The sequence below is a fragment of the Accumulibacter sp. genome (genome assembly GCF_029255285.1).
GTDB lineage: Bacteria > Pseudomonadota > Gammaproteobacteria > Burkholderiales > Rhodocyclaceae > Accumulibacter.
The window spans coordinates 1-17774 of sequence record NZ_JAPUVI010000094.1; the positions used below are offsets into that span (position 1 = coordinate 1).

The window sequence follows — 17774 nt, forward strand, 5'->3', positions numbered from 1 at the left end:
CGAGACCATCGAACAGGCTCGCGCCTGGGGGAGCGATTTCGTGCGCTGGTACAACACGGAGCACCGCCATAGCGGCATTCGCTATGTCACGCCAGAGCAACGTCATGTTGGCGACGATCAGGGCCAATTGGCGGCCCGTCACCTGCTCTACGAAGAAGCCCGTGCGAAGAACCCGGCGCGCTGGAGCCGACACACGCGAAACTGGTCGCCCATCGCCGCCGTGGCGCTCAACCCGGAACGGGATGCCGTCGTGAATGCGGCAACCAACACGACCAAAAGTATGCAAATGGCAGCTTGAACCTAAGCGACAACTAGCTTGACATCTACCGTGGGTACGGATGTGATGAACGCGCTGTCCGGGCTGAAAGCCAAGCGCATTCGGTATGGAACGAGCAGGTGTTGCGAAGTCGCCACCATCCTGCGCACCGTTGGTGATGGTGGCCGGGTCATCGGTGCATCTCCGGCTGCGCCACGATGCGGGCAACGGTCGAGCCGTTGCTGCGAAGGCCAACAGCACGAACGCGCCGCGCGGCAGCACGTCCCCGAACAGCGGCACCACCACTTCCGCCGCCGTGAAAGCAGCTGAGCGCGTCGCGCTCAGCGCCAGCAAAGGAAGTGGCCTCGAGAACGCTCGCGTGACCACCAGAGAAAACGGAGAACAGAGAGGCGTCAGTGGGGGCAAAAACGCCCCTTCGCAGGGGTGGCGCTCGCGAGGCCAGGCCCGGAAACCGCGTAAAGGCTGGGGAAAACGGGCAAAAAAAATCAACCGAGAGCGGTTGGTTTATTAAATAGTGGTGGGTCGGGTGGGATTCGAACCCACGACCAATGGATTAAAAGTCCACTGCTCTACCGACTGAGCTACCAACCCAAAAGCCCGCGGATTATAGGGAAGCGACCAATGACTGTCAACGAGACCCTCGCCACCTAACCCATCATGAGTGGGCCCACTCGCCCCCGACCATGAAAGCCTTGGGCAGGGGCATCATGCGAGGTGGCGCGCAAGGGCAAAGAGGTCGCCAAACGAATGAAGGCCCGACCCCGTTGCCTAACTTCGAGAAGTCTTCCAGCTCACCGGTTTGTCGTGCCGCGGCAGACGCGGCCGCTCGACGCACCGACCACAGGTGATGCCCCTGCGTGCCGCCTCCCACTGAAGGCCGGCATCACGGCGTGGGCGGTCAACGCCCACTTCATCAAGGATGTGTCCGGCCGCAAGACCGACATGCTCGACTCGGAGTGGCTGGCCATGCTGGCGCGCTTCGACCTGGTGCGCGGCAGCTTCATCCCGCCCAAGGACTTGCGCGAACTGCGCCTGGTCTCGCGCTGCTGCCGAAAGCTCAACGCCCTGTGCCGCGGCCAGATCAACCGGCTGCACAAGATCCTGGACGACGCGGGCATCAAGCTCGGCGCGGTGGTCAGCGACATCCATGGCGTCTCCGCCCGGGCGATGGTGCGCGGCCTCATCGAGGGTCCGTCCGAGGCGGTGTTGCTGGCCCATGCGCGCGGCACGCTCAAGCGCAAGACCGAGGAGCGGGCCGCCAGCCTGGACGGTGAGCTCAGCGAACGCGACCTGTTCGTGCGGCGCCATCTGCGCGACAGTATCGAGGCCCGGCAGCGCCAGCTCGCCGAGATCGACGCCTACCGGGTGGCGGCCATGAAGCCCTACGCCCGGGCGCACGGCCTGTTGCAGATCCTGCTCGGCATCGACCAAGTGGCCGCCGCACTGATCTTCATCGAGACCGGCGACGACATGTCCCGCTTCGGCTCCCCCCAACGCCTGGTCTGCTGGGCCGCACTGAGCCCCGGCAAGCACGAGACCGCGGGCAAGCGCAAGTCCGGCCGCACACGCCACGGCAACAACGTCATCCGCTACATTCTGTGCGAGTGCGCCAACGCCGCGCGCTGGATCAAGAGTACCCTCACGGCCAAGTGCAAGAGCCTGATGGTGCGCAAGTCGGACAAAAAAGGCCATCGTGGCCGTGGCGCACAAGATGATCCGGCTGATCTACATTCTGCTGTCTCGCCGCGAGCCCTACCGCGATCAGGCCATCGACTACGCCGCCATCTGCGCGAAGAAGAACGCGCCTCGCTGGGGATTATCGGCGGCCTCCGTTAGCCGGTCGTAGGGCCCCACCAGCCGGTGCAACCTGCCCAGCGTGCCGCCGCCTCGTAAGCGCTCCGGCAAGGGGAACTCGACCAGTGGCGGCCGGTCGGTGCCCCGGCACAAACTGGCGGGCTCGTTCTATCCGATCAGTGCCGCGATATGGGCTGGATCCTGGTCATGACGACGCCGGCGCGTCGCCAGCACCGCCTGCCAGTCGACGATGCGTACCTGAAGGGGGCGACGATGTTGGGGACATGCTTGTGTTCGACGTTTGCCGCCGTGAAGTTCCACGGGGATTCCTGCCGCCGGGACGACCCAAATCAAGTGCCCAGGTGCTGCGATTGGAGCGCTGGTGGCCATTCCCGCGCATCACCAACCCGAAATTTTGCGATGGCGTACGTCACGGGGGCAGAACGTACGCCATTACAAACGCTCTGCATTTTTGGAGTGAGGCTAACGGCATCCTCAGCGCGCCCGCGCTCCTGGAAGTTCGCTGGAACAACACGCCGAACCACGTCTTCAGCAAATCTTCCAGCGGCATCATGGTCAGTGCCAGTGGGACGATCGGTGCCAGCGTGGCGACCGCGAGTTGGAGGAGGATCTCCTTGGTGACCGGTACCGGGCGCATCGTCCGCACCACTTCGTAGCTGTTGCCCAGATCGGCGAGCGACTGGATGTCGCCGCTACCGACCAACGGCTCGTCGGAAGCGGCGCCGCCGCCCAGCCATTTCGCGTCGAACTCGCGCACGTAACGCTCGGCCAGCGTGCCATATTCCTGCCGCCCGATACGCTTCGCCTGAACAAGCTGCGGAACGAACAACGCCATGCACGAGAACGATCAGCAAGACCTCGGCGAGCACCGAGTTGCGCAGCCACCGAGGCGATGGCCGACTGGAAGCGGGTCATGGCGTGTTTGGGGATCAGATGCCGCTCGACGAACGAGCCCGCCACTGAACGCCCGCGCCGATGTACGACCAGTTCGGCGGCGATCAACAGCGGCATCGCCAACAGGAAGCGGACGTGAACCTCCACGTCGAACAGAAAAGGAACGCCCTCCTCGCCGCCGCGAACCTGCCCTTGCCGGGTCGAGAGCAGCAGAAGCGGCAGCCAGGCGAAGAGCGAGATGACGATGATCCGTTTGCGAACCATCAGCAGCGCATCGTCAGCGAGGCGCGCCCGACGCAGCCGTTGAAAGAGCGGCCCAGCACCAGAGAGCAGTCTGGCTGCCCGTCAAGCAGGTTCAAACCGTCGCTCGATTCCGAGGTGTCCGATTTCATTGGCGGGTTCTCCCTATGGGAGTGGCGCTCTTGCGGTCACTATGCTTTTCGCCCGACGCAAGAGCCTTCCCGCTTTACGTCGGCGACGCTGACGGACTCGGGAATCCCGTGTCCTCCACCGGGCTGCTCTCATGGCACTGGGGCCGCCAATGTTCGCACCCCCGCTGTACGTTCACTATACTGATTATGATCGTCGTCTCACGTTCATTGAAGGGAGTGCCGAGATGTCAAAGCGCAAACTGGACGACAACAAGAATAGCGCCACCATGACCGGCCAGGCGGCGGTTCTTTCGCCGCAGGAGCGCCGCGCACAAGGGAGCGGGCTGCGTGAGGTCGTGTCGCGCGAGGCGCAGGGCGGATGGAAGCCGCCGAAGAAGCGGCGTGATCCGATCGAAGTGCTGACCGCCTCCAACGAGGGCCGGATGCCCGAACTCGTACCGATCCGCTTCGGGCGAATGCTGCAGTCGCCGTTCACCTTTTACCGCGGCTCGGCCGCGATCATGGCCGCCGACCTCGCCTCTACGCCGAACACCGGACTGCGGGTACAGGCCTGTGGCGACGCGCATCTGCTGAATTTCGGTGGATTTGCCACGCCGGAGCGGCAAGTGGTCTTCGATGTCAATGACCTCGATGAGACGCTGCCGGCACCCTGGGAGTGGGATCTCAAGCGCCTCGCCGCAAGCATCGTCATCGCCGCGCAATACTTGCGCCTGCATGAAAGTGAAGCCGCCCGGGCGGCGACGGCAACGGTGCGCGCCTACCGTGAGCGGATGGCCGACTATTCGTCGATGCGGGCGCTGGACGTCTGGTACGACACTATCCCCCTTGAACGCGTTCAGGCCGAGATGAGCGGAACCAGCGACAAACGGAGGCAGTTCGTCGCCAGGCGGATCCAGAAAGCGCGCCAGCAAAGCGCCGTCGAAAACATCTTCCTGAAGCTCGCCGAACATCACGGGGCACTGCCGAAGATCAAGGACAATCCGCCACTAATCTTCCACCTCAGTGAAGAACAGGCTCCGGGAATGCGGACGCAATACCGGGAAGCACTGGCCGCCTACCGCGAGTCCCTGCCCGAGCACGTGCGCGTGCTCTTCGACCGCTTCCACCTGTGCGACGTGGCGGTCAAGGTCGTCGGCGTGGGCAGCGTCGGAACCCAATGTCTCGTGGCGCTGTTCATGGCCGCGGACAACGACCCGCTCTTCCTGCAGATCAAGGAAGCGCGGGCCTCGGTTCTGGAGCCCTATGCGGGTGCGAGCCTGCATGCCAATCACGGCCAGCGAGTGGTTGTGGGGCAGCGCCTGATGCAGGGAGCGAGCGACATGTTCCTTGGCTGGACGGCGGGCGTCAACGGCCGGCACTACTATTTCCGGCAATTGCGCGATGTCAAGATCAGCGCCATTGTCGAGGGATGGGATGCCGACCTGCTGACCATCTACGGCCGGCTGTGTGCCAGGGCATTGGCGCGAGCGCATGCGCGCTCCGGGGATGCGGCGCTGATTGCTGGCTACATGGGTTCCAGTTCCATCTTCGACGACGCCATCTGCGAGTTCGCGGTCGAATACAGCGACCAGAATCAGCAAGACTACCGGGCTTTCGTCAAGGCGGTCCGGGAAGGGCGACTCGAAGCGCAGGTGGAAGACAACCCATGAACGCCACTGAATCGCCCCGGGTTTTGTAGAGGCTCCGTGGTTTAAGTACAGGCGTGATGGGCCTGTTGGGCGAGTTGCTGACAATACCGATCCTCCGCCTCGGCGGGTGGACTGTAGCCGAGGGATTCCGGGAGTCGCTGGTGGTTGAACCAAGTCACCCATTCGAGCGTGGCCAACTCGAGCGACTCAACGGTTTTCCCGAGCGCCCGCCGATGGATCCGTTCGGCCTTGTACAGTCTGTTGATGGTTTCGGCCAAGGCGTTGACGCAGCTGTCGCCCTTGCTACCGACAGAAGGTTCGATGCCGGCTTCGGCCAGGCGCTTGGTGTAGCCGATGAAAATCCTGGTGTGTCTCCTGGATTCGCTTTACCGCACGCTCTCTGACTTCCGGTGAATATTTGTTTGTCTTGCTCATGGCTCCATTACCTCAGGTCTGGAGCCTCCTCAATTCCCGGGGCGATTCACTGGGTCGCGCAGTCAGGTCAGAACCCACCATCCTTGATGTAGGGTTGACTCCACAGGATGGTCTGCATCAGCACCGACTTGACCCAGGCGGCGTGCATCTTCTCCACGTCGGCGGTGGAGGCGCCTTTCTTGGCGAGGAAGGGCTTGAGCGTCGTGGTGACGGGAATGGTCAGTGCCGGGATGTAGCGGAAGTTGACCTGCGCCACGCTCGGCGCGCGGTCGGTCTTGTTCTTCTTGAGCTTGTTGTGGCGCAGGCCGATCTCGTGTTGCCAGTCCAGCCAGCGCTGGTCGTAGTTGGCGTCGGCGGTGTCCAGGATCCACAGCGCGAAGCGCTTGCGCACGGCTTCGAGGTATGCCCCGTCGGGCTTGCCGGTCTTGGCTTCGCCGAAGAAGTAGACGAGTTCAGGTGTCGAAGCAACGAAGCCGTACCAGACGTCGAGGATGGCGTCGGTCTGGTCCGCCAAAATCGCCTTGCTTTGACGCAAGGCCTTGACGTCCTCCTCGGTGAACAGCAGTGAGGTTTGCAGCGACTTCAGGTCGGCCATCGAGTACGGCGCCTTGGCTAGCGTGCTTTGGCCATAGGCGTAGCCCTGCACGGCGGGGTTGGGCTGTTGCTGGGCGTGGCTGGTGGAAATCGTGGTCGCCAGGCCGACGGTGAGCAGGATGGGTGCGAAGTGTTTCATGGCGGTCTCCGGGGTGAGGAGCGGCGGGTGCCACTCGATGGGTTGCATCATGGCCAAGAACCTCGGATGATTGTTATCATGAAGTCCACGAAACTTAACGCAACGTCCAATTCGCACGGTACGGATGCGCCCGAAGCGGTCGATCGCCTGTCGACGCTGCTGGATCGCTTCCACATCCGCGCCTCGCTGTTCCACACCGGGGCGCTGTGCGGGCGCACGACCTTCGAGGCGCAGCCGGATCGCGCCTTCCTGCATGTGCTGCGGCGCGGTCGGCTTCAGATCGAGCACCCGAGGCACGCCGGTGCGCCGCGTTGCGTGGTCGTCGACGAGCCGACGCTGCTGCTGTACCCGCGAACCGTGCACCACGCGTTCATCAATCCGCCGCGCGAGGGCTCGGACTTCACCTGCGCGACGCTGCAGTTCGCTGGTGGAGACCGCAACCCCATCGTCGCGGCGCTGCCACCGCTGGTGCAGGTACCGCTGGATGCGGTGGCGGGCCTGCGGCCGGCGCTCGAGCTGCTGTTCTCTGAAACCGACCGCGTGCGCTGCGGCTCGCGCCTGCTAGCCGACCGGCTGTTCGAGGTGGTGCTGATCCAACTGCTGCGCTGGATCATCGATCATCCCCAGGCAGTGGGCGTCAGCAGCGGTCTGGTGATGGGACTGAGCGACCCGCGGCTTGCCCGCGCGTTGGTTGCGCTGCATGGGGCACCGCAGGACGACTGGACGCTGCCACGCATGGCCGCTGCGGCCGGCATGTCGCGTAGCGCGTTCGCCGAGACCTTCAAGACCGTCACCGGCACCACGCCCTCGGCGTACCTGACCGACTGGCGCCTTACCCTGGCTTCGACACTGCTGCGCGCGGGCCGGTCGCAGAAGCTGGCGGCGGCTGAACTGGGATTTTCGTCGGCGTCTTCGTTGAGCCGCGCGTTCAGGCAGCGCTTCGGTGCGGCTCCACGCGAGTGGCTTGCAGCGCAGGCTTAGCCGACAGCTTCGGTCTCCCACGGGCAGTAGGGAGCGCAAGAGAAACCGGCTAGCGCAACCGGATTCGAACCTAGGGAAACTCTGATTAATGACTTTCGCACGTCAACGTCCAATCTTCACGAGTTAGCATATAAGCATATTTCGCGCCAAGCCTTGTATCGGTGCTTCCCGCGTGGCAAAAAAGTGACCATGCCCATGTGCTAACTTGCGAAGATTGCCTCCTCATGCCAGTTACTGGCGTTTTGCAGGGCCGGCCAAGTCCATCTGGCAAGGGTTTGCGGCCGACAGCCCTCGGAAATTCCCCTGCCATGGGCCTTTCGGCGCGAGGTTGGTGCTATTCGTAGTGATAGCGGCAGGCGACGATAGCCAGGTTGTCGCCTTCGACCGTATAGACCAGCCGATTCACGTCGTCGATGCGACGTGACCAGAAGCCAGAGAGGTTTTCGCGTAACGGCTCGGGCTTGCCGATGCCCTCGAAGGGATGGCGCATCGCGTCCTGAATCAGGGCATTGATGCGTTTCAGCGTCTTGCGATCCTGCCCCTGCCAATACACATAATCCGCCCAAGCGGCGGATGTCCAGCGCAGCCGATCAGGCATCGACCAGCGCCCGCTCTCGTGCCTTGCCTGAACGCAACTGGCGGATGGACTTGGCGAGGTGGCTGGCGTTGGCCGGAGTCTTCAACAGATGGACAGTCTCCATCCAACTGTTGAACGTGTCGAGCGACATCACCACTGCATCGGGCGCGTCGCGGCGGGTGATCACAGCCACGTCCGCGTCCTCGACCACGCGGTCGATGACCTGTTTGAGGTTGTTGCGAGCGTCAGAGAAGTTGATGATCTTCATGGCGACTTGTCCAATAAATTGGACAAGTGTAGCACTGGAATGGCATGGCTGAACAGCTTAACCTGTCAATGCTTGCCAGCAGCACGCATGCCAAGCTTCTGCCGACAACGCGGAGAGTTCTGGCAACCCCAGAAGTCAGGCCATCTGCTGGTGCCCGGAACGTGCCGCATTTCGTCACCGCAGGTCGGGCAGGTCGGCGTGCGGTAGTCACCATCGGTGGCAAAGGCAAGCAATGCCTGTTGATCGGCATCGGGCAGCAATCGAAACCTCCCATGCTTCAAGCACCCGATCCGAAGCACCGGGAGTAAAGTTTTGTGCTGCATGGGGTTCTACCCGCTCCGGCCATCCGTTCTCGCTAGGTTGATGCGTAGGCGGGGCCGGCGGTTGCCATGTCGCCATTGCATTGGTCGAGCGTGAGTAACCGGCAACTGGCCGACGTCCTTGCTTCCTACGTGCGGAAGTTGTAGAGGTCGGAGCGCAAGGGGCTAGCGGCGAAGAGCGGCTTCCAGAGCCGCGGGGTCAGTTCGAGGACGCGGTTGGCCGGCTGCTGACCGACACGCTGGAAGACATAGACAAGATAGTCGTACGGATCGACCTGGTGGAGGCGGCAGGTCGCGATGAGGCTGTGCAAGATGCCGAGATACGTGGCGCCGACTTCAGTCCAACAAAAGAGCCCCCTGACCGCCGCCCCATAGGAATGGGGCGCAGCGCCCGTTCCAGATGGTTGGTGTCGATCGGTACCTCGGGATCGGTCAAATACACCTCCAAGTCCCTATCGTCGTTCCCGTGCGTAGGCCAGGGCGATGGTCAGCGGGTTGCTGGGCAGAAGCCCCTGGGCGTCGAACTGCCGTCCCAGCCAGACGAAGGAGTCTTCGACCACCGGCTTGGCGTGGATCAGTCGATAACGAACGGCGCTTGGATGCCGACGCCCCCTTTGTGCTGGTCGATGCTCTGTTCATCCAGAGTCGGCAGGAAGGATCGCGTCGTGATGCGCACCGTCCTCACGGTCAGCGGCGTGCGTGCTGACGGCAAGCGCGAGATTCTCGGCGTGAAGATCGGCGACAGCGAGAGCTTTGCCACCTGGGACGAGACCTTCCGCTGGCTCAGGGGCCACGGACTCAAGGGTGAGGGCTTCATGGTCTCGGATCAACATGGTGGTTTGCGTGAGGCTGTCGCCAAGCACTTTCACGACGCGACCTGGCAGCGTTGCCAGGTTCATTTGATGCGCAACATTCTCGGCCGTTGCGGATCGAAGATCCGTGCCGAAGTAGCGGCGGCCGCCAAGCGGGCCTTCCGGGCGGCTAATCTGCCGGAAGCAAGACGACGGCTTGACGAGTTTGGCGAGCGCTTTGCCAAGACGGCACCCAAGGCGGTGGCCTGTCTCGAAGCCGGGTTCGATGATGCCATGGTGGTCATGGCGCTGCCGGAAAAGTACCGCAAGCGTCTGCGTACCACCAATATGCCGGAGCGCCTGAACGAGGAAATTCGACGACGGGAGCGGGTGATCCGCCTCTTGCCTAACGACGAATCGGTACTGCGGCTGACCGGCGCCTTGGTCGCCGAACAGAAGGAAGTTTGGCAGGAGCGTGTGTCTCTGGACATGCAGGAGTATCACGAATGGGCGGCGGCGTGCGTCGCCGCCGGAGAGGGCAACAACGTTGTTGCCCTCTCCGGCTGAAAACCAATCGGCATTGACCGGCTCAAGGCAAATTTACAGCAGATTTCGGACTTGACTTGATCCGGCCCAATAGGCTGGATTACCATTTGCGACATGCCAGCCACATTAGACAACCAACTCGTCGTTGCCCTGTCTGCCCGCGCCCTGTTCGATTTCGAGGAAGAAAATCAGGTATTCGAGGCACAGGACGACACCGCATATATGCAGCTTCAGCTTTCACGGCTGGATCGCGCAGCAAAGCCCGGGTGCGCCTTCCCGTTGGTCAAGAAATTGCTTGCACTGAACACTGCCGGAGAGCAGCACGTAGAAGTCATCATCGTTTCCAGAAACGACCCAGTTTCCGGATTGCGCGTATTCCGATCGGCAGATCATCACGGACTTGGCGTGACCCGGGGAGTATTTACGAGGGGCAGACCTGCCTATCGTTACCTTACTCCGCTCGGTGCCAATCTGTTTCTCTCGGCTCACGAAGAGGACGTAAGGAACGCCTTACAGGCTGGCTACCCGGCTGCGCGGGTATTTGCCCAATCGGCCATAGAGGCCGACCGCCATCCACACGAAATCCGGATTGCCTTCGACGGCGACGCGGTATTGTTCTCGGATGAGGCCGAGCGCGTATATCAGAGCCAAGGATTGCCGGCATTCACCGAACATGAACGGAGCAAGGCATTTCAGCCGTTGCCCCCCGGCCCATTCAAACCGCTGCTCGACGCCATTCACAAACTGCAGTTGGCCACGGCGACCGATAGCCCCATCAAAATCAGGACGGCCTTGGTCACGGCAAGAAGTGCCCCCGCCCATGAACGAGCGATACGAACGCTAATGGGCTGGAATATCAGCGTCGATGAGGCGATGTTCCTTGGTGGGCTGGAGAAAGGGCCATTCCTGAAGGAATTCGAGCCCGACTTCTTCTTCGACGACCAAACCCGGCATTGTCAGTCAGCGGCTTTTGCTGGCCCAGTCGGCCACGTTGTTAGCGGCGTAACCAACGAACTATCAGTCACAGCAGAATAGCATCACGCCGTCTCACTACATCCCACCGAGAATGATGGGCCAGGTGATGGGTGGAAATGAAAAACGGCCCGAAAAGGGCCATCGTTCAAGGTGCCTTGGCGGAGAGGGCGGGATTCGAACCCGCGGTAGGCTCACACCTACGCCTGATTTCGAGTCAGGTACATTCGGCCACTCTGCCACCTCTCCGCAGGCGCAGAATGTTAGCACAAGTCACGCTGCCATGGGCTCGCCGCGTGCCCTTTCGCTCGCCACCGAAGCCTTGCCTGGACTCAGTGCCGGCCAATCGTCTCGAGTCCGCCGAAGTACGGACGCAGAACGGGCGGGATGTCGACGCTGCCGTCGGCGTTCTGGAAGTTCTCCATCACAGCTACCAGTGTGCGTCCGACAGCCAGGCCCGAGCCATTGAGGGTGTGCACCAGTTCGATCTTGTTGCGTCCACTACGGTAGCGCGCCTGCATGCGGCGCGCCTGAAAGCTTTCGAAATTGGAGCAAGACGAGATCTCGCGATAGGCTTTCTGTGCCGGCAACCAAACCTCGAGATCGTAGGTCTTGGCCGACGAGAAACCGAGGTCGCCCGTGCTCAACGCGACCCGGCGGTAGGGCAGTTCGAGCCGCTCGAGGATACGCTCGGCGTGGCCGGTCAGTTCCTCGTGTGCCGCCGACGACTTCTCGGCAGCGACGATCTGTACCAGCTCGACCTTGTCGAACTGGTGTTGGCGAATCATTCCGCGCGTGTCGCGGCCGTAGGACCCGGCTTCAGAACGAAAGCAGGGGGTATGGCAGACGAGCTTGAGCGGTAGCACTTCGGCGGCGAGAATCTCGTCGCGGACGATATTCGTCACCGGAACCTCAGCCGTCGGAATCAAGTACAGCGGCTCGGCCTCGCTGCGCAGAATCTTGAACAGGTCGTCTTCGAACTTGGGCAACTGCCCGGTACCGCACAGACTGGCCGCATTCACCAGGTAGGGCGCGTAGACCTCCGTGTAGCCGTGTTCGACGGTATGGGTGTCCAGCATGAACTGGGCAAGTGCGCGGTGCAGGCGGGCCAGCGAACCTTTCATGAGCGAAAAACGTGTGCCGGCTATTTTGGCCGCGGTCGTGAAGTCGAGCTGACCCAGCGTCTCGCCGAGATCGACGTGGTCCCGGACGGCGAAAGCAAAGCGGCGTGGATTGCCCCAGCGTTTGATCTCGACATTTTCGGCATCCGAGCGGCCGACCGGGACGCTGTCCTGTGGCAGGTTCGGGATGACGGCCAGAAAGCCGTCGAATTCCCTGAGCAACTCGGCGAGGCGAATCTCGTTCGCCTCGAGCTCGCCTTTCAGCGCCGAAACCTGCGCCATGACTGACGAGGCATCCTGAGATTTCGCTTTCAGCAGGCCGATCTGTTTGGAAAGACTGTTGCGATTGGCCTGAAGTTCCTGTGTGCGGGTTTGCAGCGCCTTGCGTCGGCTTTCCAGATCGTGAAACGTCTCGCGATCGAGCACGAAGCCCCGTTTGGCCAGACTTTCGGCCACGGCGTCGATGTTGGTGCGCAGCAGTTGGATGTCGAGCATGGTCAGTCACTTCCTGAGTTGGCGCTCGCGCGGCGAGCCGCAAAGGGTAGCCATTCCCAACGGCAGGCCGCCGCACGGGCTCACGGTGCCAGCGGTGATGATGTTCTGGCTAGTTCTTCTTTCGACTTGCAAGGCGATCAAGCTCGCGCAACTGCGCCAGCTTTTCGCCAATCCGAATCTCGAGGCCACGTGCTACCGGCCGGTACCATTCGACCGTCGTCATGCCGTCGGGAAAGTAGGTCTCGCCGGCCGCGTAGCCGTCGGGCTCGTCGTGCGCGTGACGATAGTCCTTACCATAACCGAGGTCGCGCATGAGCCGCGTCGGCGCGTTGCGCAGATGAACCGGTACCGGCCGGGATCCGTCAGCGGCGATGAAGCGGCGCGCCGCATTATACGCCAGGTAGGCGGCATTCGATTTGGCCGCCAGCGCGAGGTAGAGCACCGCTTCGGCAAGCGCGAGTTCGCCTTCGGGCGAGCCAAGACGCTCATAGGTCTCGGCAGCGTCGAGGGCCAGGCGCGCGGCGCGCGGGTCGGCCAGACCAATGTCCTCCCAGGCCATGCGGACGATGCGGCGCGCCAGGTAACGCGGGTCGGCGCCGCCGTCGAGCATGCGACAAAACCAGTACAGCGCGGCGTCGGGGGACGAGCCACGAACAGCCTTGTGCAAGGCCGAAATCTGGTCGTAGAAGGCGTCCCCACCCTTGTCGAAACGGCGCAGGCCCGGCGCCAGCGCTTGGTCGACGAAGGCGCCGTCAATCGTTTCGGCGTGCACATTGGCCGCCGCCGTACCGACCTGTTCGAGCAGATTGAGCAGACGCCGTGCGTCGCCGTCGGCCAGATCGATCAGTCGCGAGCGCGCGGCGGCGTCGAAAACGAGGCCCGGCAAGGCCAGCCGGCAGGCACGCTCGAACAACTGCCCCAGTTCGTCGCCCGAGAGCGGTTGCAGCACGTACACCGCAGCTCGTGAAAGCAGCGCCGAATTGACCTCGAACGAAGGATTCTCCGTTGTCGCCCCAACCAAAGTCAGCAGTCCGCCTTCGACATAAGGGAGAAAGGCATCCTGCTGAGCCTTGTTGAAGCGATGCACCTCGTCGACGAAAAGGATGGTCCGCCGGCCAGTGCGCGCGCGCGTCGCCTCCGCGTGCGCCACGGCCTCGCGAATGTCCTTGACGCCAGAAAAGACGGCGGAAAGCGCCACGAACTCGGCGTCGAAAGCCTCCGCCATCAAGCGCGCCAGCGTCGTTTTGCCGACCCCCGGCGGTCCCCAGAGAATCATGCTATGCGGCTGACCGGAGTGAAACGCCGTGGCCAGCGGTTTGCCTGGGGCAAGCAGATGCGATTGGCCAATTACCTCGGCCAGCGTTCTCGGCCGTAGACGCTCCGCAAGGGGAGCGCCTGGCGGCTCTTCAGGCGCCCGGGTGGCCATTGGTCAGCCTCGCAGGGACATCACCGAGCTTCGGACTGGGTGCGATTGCCCGGTCCATTTTCTTGCGTGGCGTAGCACGGCCGACTACACACCGGGCTTGAAGGCGTCGAGGACCGACTGTTCGAGTTCGCTGAAGGCATCACTGACGTAGCGGCTCAAACGCTCGAGGTTGGGCAGTTCCTGAGTCGCGATCAGTCCAAAAAAGAGTTGCCCGGCATAGCTGAACAGCGTGATGTTGAGCAGATTGCCGGGCGGCAGCGTACTGATCGGGTGCAGTTCCTCGATCCTTGCGCCCTTGACGTACAGGTACTCGCTCGGCCCCGGAACGTTCGACACCAGCGTATTGCCGGTCGGCGGCAAACGGTTGCTCAGATTCAGCTTCTCGGTCAGCAGCCCGACCAGCGAGGTAAGCACCGTATAGGACTCGATCGCCTCCGGTGCGACGCTGTCGATCATCGAGCGGACATTGCGCAACGAAAAGCCGATGTTGCGCAAGCGGACATACGGGTCGTCGGTGGGCGGCGAGAGTTCGACCTGGACGAAGCCGATCTTGTTGCCCGCCCCCTGCTCACCCTCCTTGCGCAGGTTGACCGGCATCTGGATCGTGATCGGCCTTTTCAGGTCGACGCCCTCGTCGCGCAGATAGCGGTGCAGTGCGCCGTCGAGACAGGTCAGGGCGACATGATTCAACGTCGACCGCGTCCGCGTGCGGATTCCGTTGACTCTCTCCATGGCCACGCCGGACGTCGCAAACTGGCGACCGGCCGTCACCTGCCCGGTGAGCGGCGTGTTGCCATCCGCCACGAAGGGCAGCGAAATGGCGTTCTTGGTGAGCTTCACGCTTTCCAGAAGCAGCATCGCGGCCAGGCGCCCGACCCCCAGCGCGAGCTTGCCGGCGCCGCTGAGCTCAGCAAGCAGTGACTGCGCCATCTTTTCCTGGCGCCGCTTCTCCTGGCGCTCGCCACGCAGGTGTGGAATCGACCACAGCGGCCGGAGTTCGACGTCCGACGCCGAGCGGGACAAGGAATCCGCTGCCCAGCGCATCATCGTCACGCCGTCCGCACAGGCGTGGTGCATCTTGAGATACAAGGCAAAACGCGCTTCGCTGAGGCCGTCGACGACATGCAGTTCCCACAGTGGCCGCGAGCGGTCGAGCATCGGTTGGTGCAGCGTCGACGCCAGTTGGTAGAGCTCCCGCCGACCATTTTTCCCGCGCGCCATGCGGTGATAGAAAACATGCTGGGTGAGGTCCACCGCTTCCGCTTCCCGCCACTCCGGCATCCCGGTAAGCGAAAAATGGATCACGCGATTGAACGGTGCGACGACGTCGGCATGAGTCAGGAACTCCCGGTAGAGATCATCGACAAAAGCGGCATTCGTACGTGATGGCCGCTTGCAGATCATCAGTCCGCCCACGTGTTTCGGGCTGGCCTCCGACTCGGCGATAAAGAAGCCCAGATCGAGCAAGGACAGCTTGTGCATGTGATCCCCTTCCGTGTGATGCGAGGGCAGTAGTCGCCTGTTGTGCAAACGCTCGCCGTCCCCGAAAGCGCGCCGAGACGACTGTGAAGCGCGACCCGCTCGGTGCTCTCGCGCACCTTGAGCGGGCAAAGGCGAGCCTGCCGTAATACCGCCAAGGATACAGCATCAGAACTCGTCCGCTTTAGACGAAAACACCCAGGCGTTTGGTGTGCTCCCTCTAAGGCTTGCCGCTAGACTCGCTCCCGGTGACTGCAGTGGCAGTCGCACAAACCTTCTGACTCAGTCGAACAAAGGAGAAACAGATGAGCAAGACCTTGACGGTATTGGCCGATCGCGTCGCTAGCGAACAGGTCCTGGCAAGCGCCCGCGAAACGGCACGACAAATGTGGCTCTTTGGTCTTGGCGCCTATTCGCTTGCCACCCGGAGCAGCGCCCAGGCCTTCGCGACCCTGGTGCGTGAAGGCAAAGCGTTCAGCCCGAAGGCGCGGCAGCAGATCGCGGAGAAATCCGCCGAACTGAAGAGCGGCGCCAAGACGACTATCGAGCGCGGCGAGCAGCTATTCCGGGAGCGCTTCGTCCGACCGCTTGATTACCTTGCGCCGGCCAGCCGGCGCGACGTCGACGAGCTGTCGATGCGCGTTCGGCAACTGGCGACCGAGGTGCAGCGCTTGGCCGGTAGCGCGGCGAAACCACCGGTGCCGTCCGAACCCGTGATCGAAACAGCGGCGACGGACAGTTCTCAGGTGGTCGAAACCGCTGCCTGACGAAGCGGCGTTCTTGCTCTGGCGGCGGGTCGGCCAGTCGCTCGCCGGATGCGGCGCCGATCGGCCGGCGGCATCCTATTCCTCCCGCACTTTCGCCGCCTCGCCAAGCAACCAGCGGCGAAAGGCGCTGACCACGGGACGATCGGCGACCGCCTCGGGAACGACCAAATAGTAAGCCTCGGTCCGGCGGATGAGGATGTCGAACGGCATTACCAGTCGACCGGCGAGCACCTCGGCTTCGACCAGAGGCTTCGATGCCAGGGCAACCCCAACACCGTCGATGGCCGCCGAGAGAACCAGTCCGGGATCGCTGAAGTGGGTGCCGGCGTCGGGATCGACGCCGCTTACCCCGGCGACCTGCAGCCACTCCGCCCAATTCGGGCGATCCATCAGTTCCATGACCGACTCGTCATGCAGCAGATGGTGCCGGCGCAGGTCGGCTGGCACGTTCAGCGGTCGCATCCCGAACAGCAGGCGTGGACTGCAAACCAGCGTGTAGACCGGAGCGAACAGACGATCGACGCGACAAGCATCGTAATGGCCACGACCGAAACGGATGGAGAGTTCGGTTTCGTCGTCACGCACGTCGATCCCTTCGAGACCCGATACGCCGGACGCATCGCGGCCATCGATGGTTTCCAGCGACGAAGCCAGATGCAACTCGACCTCCGGATGCGAGGCTGTGAACTTCTCGAGATGGCGGATCAGCCAACGGGTCAGGAAAGCTGGTGGCGAGGTGACGAGAAGGCGGCCACCTGCCTGATGCTCTCGGGTGCTCTCGATCGCGGCGGCGAAGCATTCCAGACCGTCGCGGACCTTCGGCAACATCGCCCGACCTTCGCGCGTCAGTTCGAGAGCCCGCGTCAACCTGTGAAAGAGCGGGAAGCCCAGGTAGTCCTCCAGGCCTCGAATCTGGTGACTGACGGCGGTCGGTGTCACCGACAGCTCGTCGCTGGCCTCCTTGAAACTCAGATGGCGAGCGGCCGCTTCGAAGGTACGCAGCGCATTCAGCGGGGGCAGGCGATAGGTCATATGGCTGAGATTTTCTCACGCATCGGCTGACATTTCATCGTTTGCCGACACGCTTGCGAAGAAATACAGTGACAGTGATCTCTCGCCAGTCGAGAACAACACAAGGAACAGAGCAATGAAAACCGATCTCAACCGTGAACAGATGATGATGATCGTTGAGCGTGCACGCCATGAACGCAGCATCGCGGCAGGTGACATCCTTGCCGCGACGACACACAAGGCACTTTGGTGGCTGGCCAGGTGGACCGACCGCTTCCTGCACGCCCTGCTGATGTCGCCCACCGCGCGCCAGTAGACCGGGGCTGCCCGGACCAGCGTTTAACCCTGACGGAACTGTTGTCAAACCGACGCTGTCGATGGGAGTTTAGCGAGATACAGGCCGCCATATGCCGAGAATCCAGATCCAGCTGCCGACGCAGTTCACTTTCGCGACGGAGATCGCGCTCTACGTTGGCCACATAAACTACGGTGGCCACCTCGATAACGCGCTGCTGCTGTCCCTGGTCTCGGAAGCGCGGGCGCGCTTCTTCCAGTCGATGGCCTACACCGAACTCGATGTCGAGGGGCGGGGGATCATCGTCGCCGACGCCGCCGTGCAATACCGATCCGAAGCATTCTACGGTGAAGTGATGGTCGTACGAATGACGGCCGCCGACTTTACCGAAAAGGGTTGCGACCTGCTCTGGTGCATGACCGACAAGGCAAGCCAGCGCGAGGTGGCGCGTGGCAAGACGGGAATCGTCTTCTTCGATTACACATCGCGCAAGGTGGCGTCGGTACCGGCCGGTTTCCGCGCGCGCGCCGCCGGTTGACGGGAAAGCGCGG

General features: G+C 62.7%; 17 protein-coding genes, 2 tRNA genes and 4 pseudogenes. 10 read left to right on the forward strand and 13 right to left on the reverse strand.

Features of this window, described 5'->3' with window-relative positions; translation table 11 throughout:
- Positions 1-298, forward strand: a pseudogene (locus tag Q1M07_RS13055) (hypothetical protein); the annotation flags it as partial.
- Positions 299-792: 494 nt separating this feature from the next.
- On the opposite strand, the gene Q1M07_RS13060 reads toward Q1M07_RS13055, so the two are convergent.
- A tRNA-Lys gene (locus tag Q1M07_RS13060) sits at positions 793-868 on the reverse strand.
- Between the two features lie 123 nt (positions 869-991).
- On the opposite strand from Q1M07_RS13060, the gene Q1M07_RS13065 reads away from it, so the two are divergent.
- The gene (locus Q1M07_RS13065; RefSeq protein ID WP_300454354.1) at positions 992-2113 is read left to right on the forward strand and encodes a transposase; all 1122 of its coding nucleotides are present in this window, start codon (positions 992-994) and stop codon (positions 2111-2113) included.
- Between the two features lie 388 nt (positions 2114-2501).
- Here the strand turns inward: Q1M07_RS13065 and Q1M07_RS13070 are convergent, their stop codons facing one another.
- Both Q1M07_RS13070 and Q1M07_RS13075 read right to left on the reverse strand, forming a co-directional pair.
- Positions 2502-2927: a hypothetical protein gene (locus tag Q1M07_RS13070; RefSeq protein WP_300454355.1), complete on the reverse strand. Its 426-nt coding sequence runs from the start codon at positions 2925-2927 to the stop codon at positions 2502-2504.
- 322 nt (positions 2928-3249) lie between these two features.
- Complete coding sequence (locus Q1M07_RS13075) at positions 3250-3378, reverse strand: hypothetical protein (RefSeq protein WP_300454356.1); 129 nt, start codon at positions 3376-3378, stop codon at positions 3250-3252.
- 224 nt (positions 3379-3602) lie between these two features.
- Here Q1M07_RS13075 and Q1M07_RS13080 point away from each other — a divergent pair, with 224 nt between their 5' ends.
- Positions 3603-5027, forward strand: coding sequence for a DUF2252 domain-containing protein (locus tag Q1M07_RS13080; protein WP_300454357.1), 1425 nt, complete (start codon positions 3603-3605; stop codon positions 5025-5027).
- 41 nt (positions 5028-5068) lie between these two features.
- On the opposite strand, the pseudogene Q1M07_RS13085 reads toward Q1M07_RS13080, so the two are convergent.
- Together Q1M07_RS13085 and Q1M07_RS13090 are read right to left on the reverse strand one after the other, a co-directional pair.
- A pseudogene (locus Q1M07_RS13085) lies at positions 5069-5368 on the reverse strand (integrase core domain-containing protein); the annotation flags it as partial.
- A gap of 140 nt (positions 5369-5508) precedes the next feature.
- Positions 5509-6174 (reverse strand): protoglobin domain-containing protein, encoded by a 666-nt coding sequence (locus Q1M07_RS13090; RefSeq protein WP_300454358.1) that lies wholly within the window; start codon positions 6172-6174, stop codon positions 5509-5511.
- Between the two features lie 78 nt (positions 6175-6252).
- Here Q1M07_RS13090 and Q1M07_RS13095 point away from each other — a divergent pair, with 78 nt between their 5' ends.
- Entirely contained in the window at positions 6253-7155 is a 903-nt protein-coding gene (locus tag Q1M07_RS13095; protein WP_300454359.1) for an AraC family transcriptional regulator, read from the forward strand.
- Positions 7156-7489: 334 nt separating this feature from the next.
- Here Q1M07_RS13095 and Q1M07_RS13100 read toward each other — a convergent pair whose 3' ends face one another.
- Together Q1M07_RS13100 and Q1M07_RS13105 are read right to left on the reverse strand one after the other, a co-directional pair.
- Positions 7490-7753: a Txe/YoeB family addiction module toxin gene (locus Q1M07_RS13100; protein ID WP_300454360.1), complete on the reverse strand. Its 264-nt coding sequence runs from the start codon at positions 7751-7753 to the stop codon at positions 7490-7492.
- Entirely contained in the window at positions 7746-8000 is a 255-nt protein-coding gene (locus Q1M07_RS13105) for a type II toxin-antitoxin system prevent-host-death family antitoxin (RefSeq protein WP_300454361.1), read from the reverse strand. Before Q1M07_RS13105 ends, Q1M07_RS13100 begins: the two co-directional genes overlap by 8 nt.
- 44 nt (positions 8001-8044) lie before the next feature.
- Between Q1M07_RS13105 and Q1M07_RS13110 the strand changes: the two genes are divergently transcribed.
- Entirely contained in the window at positions 8045-8308 is a 264-nt protein-coding gene (locus Q1M07_RS13110; protein ID WP_300454362.1) for a hypothetical protein, read from the forward strand.
- Between the two features lie 140 nt (positions 8309-8448).
- Here Q1M07_RS13110 and Q1M07_RS13115 read toward each other — a convergent pair.
- Positions 8449-8904 (reverse strand): annotated as a pseudogene (locus Q1M07_RS13115) (transposase); the annotation flags it as partial.
- On the opposite strand from Q1M07_RS13115, the pseudogene Q1M07_RS13120 reads away from it, so the two are divergent.
- Positions 8904-9678: pseudogene (locus Q1M07_RS13120) on the forward strand (IS256 family transposase); the annotation flags it as partial. The pseudogenes Q1M07_RS13115 and Q1M07_RS13120 sit on opposite strands and share 1 nt — an antisense overlap.
- A gap of 93 nt (positions 9679-9771) precedes the next feature.
- Positions 9772-10692, forward strand: coding sequence for a 5'-nucleotidase (locus tag Q1M07_RS13125; protein WP_300454363.1), 921 nt, complete (start codon positions 9772-9774; stop codon positions 10690-10692).
- A gap of 96 nt (positions 10693-10788) precedes the next feature.
- On the opposite strand, the gene Q1M07_RS13130 is transcribed toward Q1M07_RS13125, so the two are convergent.
- From Q1M07_RS13130 to Q1M07_RS13145, 4 genes are all read right to left on the reverse strand, one after another.
- Positions 10789-10878, reverse strand: a tRNA-Ser gene (locus Q1M07_RS13130).
- Positions 10879-10961: 83 nt separating this feature from the next.
- Positions 10962-12245: a serine--tRNA ligase gene (gene serS, locus Q1M07_RS13135; RefSeq protein WP_300454364.1), complete on the reverse strand. Its 1284-nt coding sequence runs from the start codon at positions 12243-12245 to the stop codon at positions 10962-10964.
- 109 nt (positions 12246-12354) lie between these two features.
- Entirely contained in the window at positions 12355-13671 is a 1317-nt protein-coding gene (locus Q1M07_RS13140; RefSeq protein WP_300454365.1) for a replication-associated recombination protein A, read from the reverse strand.
- 84 nt (positions 13672-13755) lie between these two features.
- Positions 13756-15153 carry a wax ester/triacylglycerol synthase domain-containing protein gene (locus tag Q1M07_RS13145; protein WP_300454366.1) on the reverse strand — a complete coding sequence of 466 codons (1398 nt, stop codon included), beginning with the start codon at positions 15151-15153 and terminating at the stop codon, positions 13756-13758.
- A 302-nt stretch (positions 15154-15455) separates the two neighbouring features.
- Between Q1M07_RS13145 and Q1M07_RS13150 the strand changes: the two genes are divergently transcribed.
- Positions 15456-15917, forward strand: a complete 462-nt coding sequence (locus Q1M07_RS13150; RefSeq protein WP_300454367.1) for a phasin family protein — start codon at positions 15456-15458, stop codon at positions 15915-15917.
- Between the two features lie 75 nt (positions 15918-15992).
- Here the strand turns inward: Q1M07_RS13150 and gcvA are convergent, their stop codons facing one another.
- Positions 15993-16949: a transcriptional regulator GcvA gene (gene gcvA, locus Q1M07_RS13155; protein WP_300454368.1), complete on the reverse strand. Its 957-nt coding sequence runs from the start codon at positions 16947-16949 to the stop codon at positions 15993-15995.
- Between the two features lie 115 nt (positions 16950-17064).
- Between gcvA and Q1M07_RS13160 the strand changes: the two genes are divergently transcribed.
- Together Q1M07_RS13160 and Q1M07_RS13165 are read left to right on the forward strand one after the other, a co-directional pair.
- Positions 17065-17244 carry a hypothetical protein gene (locus Q1M07_RS13160; protein ID WP_300454369.1) on the forward strand — a complete coding sequence of 60 codons (180 nt, stop codon included), beginning with the start codon at positions 17065-17067 and terminating at the stop codon, positions 17242-17244.
- Between the two features lie 91 nt (positions 17245-17335).
- Complete coding sequence (locus Q1M07_RS13165) at positions 17336-17761, forward strand: thioesterase family protein (protein WP_300454370.1); 426 nt, start codon at positions 17336-17338, stop codon at positions 17759-17761.
- Positions 17762-17774 lie beyond the last annotated feature (13 nt).

What these genes read in the sequence shown, in the direction of transcription:
- Q1M07_RS13070 (WP_300454355.1), bottom strand. Translation starts at nt 2,927, where the DNA reads ATGGCGTTGTTCGTTCCGCAGCTTGTTCAGGCGAAGCGTATCGGGCGG.
- Q1M07_RS13075 (WP_300454356.1), bottom strand. Translation starts at nt 3,378, where the DNA reads ATGAAATCGGACACCTCGGAATCGAGCGACGGTTTGAACCTGCTTGAC.
- Q1M07_RS13080 (WP_300454357.1), top strand. Translation starts at nt 3,603, where the DNA reads ATGTCAAAGCGCAAACTGGACGACAACAAGAATAGCGCCACCATGACC.
- Q1M07_RS13090 (WP_300454358.1), bottom strand. Translation starts at nt 6,174, where the DNA reads ATGAAACACTTCGCACCCATCCTGCTCACCGTCGGCCTGGCGACCACG.
- Q1M07_RS13095 (WP_300454359.1), top strand. Translation starts at nt 6,253, where the DNA reads ATGAAGTCCACGAAACTTAACGCAACGTCCAATTCGCACGGTACGGAT.
- Q1M07_RS13100 (WP_300454360.1), bottom strand. Translation starts at nt 7,753, where the DNA reads ATGCCTGATCGGCTGCGCTGGACATCCGCCGCTTGGGCGGATTATGTG.
- Q1M07_RS13105 (WP_300454361.1), bottom strand. Translation starts at nt 8,000, where the DNA reads ATGAAGATCATCAACTTCTCTGACGCTCGCAACAACCTCAAACAGGTC.
- Q1M07_RS13110 (WP_300454362.1), top strand. Translation starts at nt 8,045, where the DNA reads ATGGCTGAACAGCTTAACCTGTCAATGCTTGCCAGCAGCACGCATGCC.
- Q1M07_RS13125 (WP_300454363.1), top strand. Translation starts at nt 9,772, where the DNA reads ATGCCAGCCACATTAGACAACCAACTCGTCGTTGCCCTGTCTGCCCGC.
- serS (WP_300454364.1), bottom strand. Translation starts at nt 12,245, where the DNA reads ATGCTCGACATCCAACTGCTGCGCACCAACATCGACGCCGTGGCCGAA.
- Q1M07_RS13140 (WP_300454365.1), bottom strand. Translation starts at nt 13,671, where the DNA reads ATGGCCACCCGGGCGCCTGAAGAGCCGCCAGGCGCTCCCCTTGCGGAG.
- Q1M07_RS13145 (WP_300454366.1), bottom strand. Translation starts at nt 15,153, where the DNA reads ATGCACAAGCTGTCCTTGCTCGATCTGGGCTTCTTTATCGCCGAGTCG.
- Q1M07_RS13150 (WP_300454367.1), top strand. Translation starts at nt 15,456, where the DNA reads ATGAGCAAGACCTTGACGGTATTGGCCGATCGCGTCGCTAGCGAACAG.
- gcvA (WP_300454368.1), bottom strand. Translation starts at nt 16,949, where the DNA reads ATGACCTATCGCCTGCCCCCGCTGAATGCGCTGCGTACCTTCGAAGCG.
- Q1M07_RS13160 (WP_300454369.1), top strand. Translation starts at nt 17,065, where the DNA reads ATGAAAACCGATCTCAACCGTGAACAGATGATGATGATCGTTGAGCGT.
- Q1M07_RS13165 (WP_300454370.1), top strand. Translation starts at nt 17,336, where the DNA reads ATGCCGAGAATCCAGATCCAGCTGCCGACGCAGTTCACTTTCGCGACG.